The sequence below is a fragment of the Mesorhizobium sp. M2C.T.Ca.TU.002.02.1.1 genome, from assembly GCF_003997225.1.
In genome coordinates, this window is the sequence record NZ_RZTO01000637.1 from 1 (window position 1) to 3,680 (window position 3,680).

Annotated in this window: 5 protein-coding genes; 4 read left to right on the top strand and 1 reads right to left on the bottom strand. The window is 66.0% G+C overall.

What is annotated here, in order from left to right; genetic code table 11:
• Positions 1-667, top strand: a 667-nt coding sequence (locus EOD07_RS26555) for an STAS domain-containing protein (RefSeq protein ID WP_164772551.1), incomplete at its 5' end; no start/stop codon positions are given.
• A complete protein-coding gene (locus EOD07_RS26560) occupies positions 664-1,287 on the top strand; it encodes a ParB-like protein (RefSeq protein ID WP_127237521.1) in 624 nt (207 codons plus the stop codon). The genes EOD07_RS26555 and EOD07_RS26560, both read left to right, overlap by 4 nt.
• Before the next feature lie 8 nt (positions 1,288-1,295).
• On the opposite strand, the gene EOD07_RS26565 is transcribed toward EOD07_RS26560, so the two are convergent.
• Positions 1,296-2,126: an AraC family transcriptional regulator gene (locus EOD07_RS26565; RefSeq protein WP_127237522.1), complete on the bottom strand. Its 831-nt coding sequence runs from the start codon at positions 2,124-2,126 to the stop codon at positions 1,296-1,298.
• A gap of 84 nt (positions 2,127-2,210) precedes the next feature.
• Between EOD07_RS26565 and EOD07_RS26570 the strand changes: the two genes are divergently transcribed.
• Together EOD07_RS26570 and EOD07_RS26575 are read left to right on the top strand one after the other, a co-directional pair.
• A complete protein-coding gene (locus EOD07_RS26570) occupies positions 2,211-2,783 on the top strand; it encodes a hypothetical protein (RefSeq protein ID WP_127237523.1) in 573 nt (190 codons plus the stop codon).
• Between the two features lie 284 nt (positions 2,784-3,067).
• The coding region (locus EOD07_RS26575; RefSeq protein ID WP_164772552.1) for a MarC family protein at positions 3,068-3,680 on the top strand (613 nt) is incomplete at its 3' end.

The following is a 3,680-nucleotide window of genomic DNA, read 5'->3' on the forward strand; positions in this document are numbered from 1 at the left end:
CGCCGATGTGCCGCAGGCGGCGCTGGCCGGCGTGCTGATGTATGTGGCCCAGCGCATCCTGCGCTGGAGGGTGGCCGCAAACGTCTACCGCCAAGCGCCGGTCGAGTTCGCGCTGATCCTGATCACCATGGTCGCCATCGTCGTCCTGCCGATTGAAACCGGCGTCGCGATCGGCATCGGCCTGTCGTTGCTGCACGGCATCTGGGGCTCGACGCGCACGGAGCCGATCGAGCTGGCACAGGTGCCGGGCACGTCGGTCTGGTGGCCGCCGAGCGGTTCCAGCGCGGGCGAGCAGCGCTCCGGCGTGCTCGTGGCGGCGTTCCAGGCGCCGCTTTCCTTCGTCAACGCCGACCGGTTCAAGCGCGGCTTGAGCGACCTGATCGACGCCAGCGAGGACGTGCAGTTGGTGGTGCTGGAAGCCAGCAACATCGTCGAGATCGACTATACCGCCGCCCAGGCGCTGATCGACACCATCCGCCATTGTCGCGACAAAGGCGCGGTCTTTGCTATCGCGCGCATGGAATCGCTGCGCGCCCAGGCCGCGCTCAAGCGGTTCGGCATCGCTGACATCGTCGGCGCTGAGCGCATATTCCACAGCGTCGACGCGGCGATCAAGAAACTTGGTCCGGGCAAACCACAGCTTAAGAAACAGGATGGCATGCCATGATCGACCCCCGAGAACCCATAGTCACCCCGGTCCCGGTCGAGGAATTGAGGCCGACGCAGATCACGGTCGGCATGAGGGAAGTTGCGTTGAAGCGCCAGATGATCCGGGCGCAGGACGCCAGGAAGAAGACCGGCGTCTTTCTCGGCAGGCACATGGTGCCGGTGGTGCTCGGTCCGAAAAACCGCAACTACGTCACCGATCACCATCATCTTGCCCGCGCCCTGCTCGAGGAGGGCGTCAAGGACGTGCTGGTGACGGTGATCAGCGACCTGTCCGCGCTCGACAAGGACGCCTTTTTCTTCGTGCTGGACAATCGCGGTTGGATGCACCCCTTCGACGAGAACGGCCGGCGCCGTGATTACTCGGCCATTCCAAAGACCATCGGCGAGCTGGTCGATGATCCTTACCGGAGCATGGCGGGCGGGCTGCGCCGGCTGGGCGGCTACGCCAAGGACACGACGCCGTTCAGCGAATTCATCTGGGCGGATTTCCTGCGCCGGCGAATCGATAAGGATGCGGTTGCGAAGAACTTCGACAAGGCGATGAAGCAGGCACTGGTTCTGGCCAAAGGCAAGGATGCGGATTACCTGCCCGGCTGGTGCGGTCCGACGGACGATTGAGTGCAAACCTATCCGGCGCCGGTCCGCTTGGCCCGGTACGCGCTGGGCGCCTCCCCCATTTCGCGCCGGAACCGGCGGTTGAAAGTCGACAGGTCGTTGAAGCCAGTATCGAAGGCGATCGTCGAGATCGCGGCGTCCGACGCGCGCAGGCGCACCGCGGCGCGGTGCATCCTCGTCCTCAGCAGGAACTGATAGGGCGTCATGCCGGCGACGTGCCGGAAAATGCGCAGGAAATGATACGGGCTGGTCGCCGCGCCGTCGGCGAGCTCGGTCAGCGACAAGGGTCGATCGGCGTTGAGCTCGATCAGCCGCACCGCTTCGGCAACGCGTTTCTGGTCGCGGCGGCTGGGCGTCCGGGCGGCCCTGGAAGAACCGGTCGCGGCCGCAACCACCGCGCCGGCCATGCGCAGGCCGAGTTCCTCGAATGCGTCGCCGTCGCCCGTTACCCGCGCCGCTTCCGCCTCGGCGAGCAGAGGCGCCAGCGCCGGCAAGGGCGGCAGACGCGGATCGGCGAAGCCGAGCCGTTTCACACCCGGCAAGTCGACCAGGACGCGCTCCAGATAGGCCTGCGAGAAATGGAAGGAGAGGCAGCGGTCACCGGCGCCGTGCTCATGCCCGCATTCGTAGCAGGCGCCGGGATTGCCGAGCAGGATGGCGCCCGGCGCCAGCATCGCCGTGCCCTGGCGCGTGCGATAGCGGAACGCGCCCCTGGTCACCGCAGCGACGCAGAATCCGCGATGCTCTTCCTCGAATGGCCTGTCGCCGGCGGCCGCCGTGCAGACCACGTCGGACACCTGCCAGCCGGGCCCGGAAGCCAGAGTTTTCTGCGCGGTCGTCATGCCCGAAGATAGCAATTTTTCCCAAGCGACGAACCCTGCCGTGCCCCTATTGCTCGCCCTCTCCTGACAAACGAGGCAGCAACAATGACCGATTCCTTTGCCGAAGCCCTGCACAGCGACGGGCCCAAACCAGACCTCGCCGAAAAGCTGAAGCTCTACGGCCGCTTTATCGGCGCCTGGACATTCGACGCCACCCGCATCCTCGAGGATGGCACAAGGCTCACCGGGCGCGGCGAGGTGCATTTCGGCTGGGTTCTGGAAGGCAGGGCCGTGCAGGACGTCTGGATCCTGCCCGCCCGAGACGCCAGCCCCTCCCCGTCGCTCGGGCCATGGACCTTCTATGGCACGACATTGCGCGTCTACGATCCCGCCGCCGATGCCTGGCACATCTTCTGGAGCGATCCGCGCAACCAGTATTACAGCCGGCAGCTCGGCCGCGCCGAGGGCGACACGATCGTCCAGATCGGCGCCGACGGCACCGGTGCCTCGGTGCGCTGGAGCTTTTCGCGCATCACCGAAAACTCGTTCCGCTGGCTCGGCGAGCGTTCGCAGGACGGCGGCTCGACCTGGCGGATGGAGGTCGAATTCCTGGCGCGGCGGGTGGGTAAGAGCTTGATGACTACCGAAGATCGCAGCGGTACAAAACAAGAGCCGTAGCGATCCTTCGCGCCCCCCTCTGCCCTGCCGGGCATCTCCCCCACTTGGGGGGAGATTGGCAGTTTCAGCGATGGCGCCCCCTCCTGCACGCCGGTGATTGGCGAAGGCCGATGCGACATCCAATCTCCCCCCTTGTGGGGAAGATGTCCGGCAGGACAGAGGGGGGCGCTGTCCTGCCTGCTTTCACAGCTTCGCGCGCACCATTTCCTTCCGCTTTCCAGCACCCGGGCTTTGCTCTACCAATTGCGGAGGCTGGGCTTCGCCCGGCGGGAGGGGAACCAGCGATGCCGAGTTTCGACAGCCTGTTCAACGCCTTCGTCACCATCCTGGTGACCATCGACCCGCCGGGGCTGGCGCCGCTCTTCCTCGCCGTGACGCGCGGCATGAACCGCGAGGAACGCCAGCAGGTCTCGGTACGCGCCTCGGTGATCGGCTTCCTGGTGATGGCGCTGTTTGCGATTGCCGGCGCCTCGATCCTGTCGGTGTTCGGCATCACGCTGCCGGCCTTTCGGGTGGCCGGCGGCTTTCTGCTCTTCTTCATCGCCTTCGAAATGGTGTTCGAGCGCCGCCAGGACCGCAAGGAGAAGATCGGCGACGTCGCCATCACCAGGGACATGATCCACAACATCGCCGCCTTCCCGCTGGCGATCCCGCTGATCGCCGGCCCCGGCGCGATTTCGGCGACGGTGCTGTTGTCGGGACATTTCGAAGGCTTTGCCGCCCAGGCGGCGCTGGTCGGCATCATCTTCCTCTGCCTCGTCATCACCTATCTGGTGTTCGTGCTGTCGGAACGCATCGACCGCATCCTCGGCCAGACCGGCCGCTCGATCCTGACCAGGTTGCTCGGCGTCATCCTGGCGGCGCTGGCGGTGCAATTCGTGGCCGACGGCGTCAGGG

Coding starts and splice junctions, on each gene's coding strand:
- EOD07_RS26560 (WP_127237521.1), top strand. CDS start 664: ATGATCGACCCCCGAGAACCCATAGTCACCCCGGTCCCGGTCGAGGAA.
- EOD07_RS26570 (WP_127237523.1), top strand. CDS start 2,211: ATGACCGATTCCTTTGCCGAAGCCCTGCACAGCGACGGGCCCAAACCA.
- EOD07_RS26565 (WP_127237522.1), bottom strand. CDS start 2,126: ATGACGACCGCGCAGAAAACTCTGGCTTCCGGGCCCGGCTGGCAGGTG.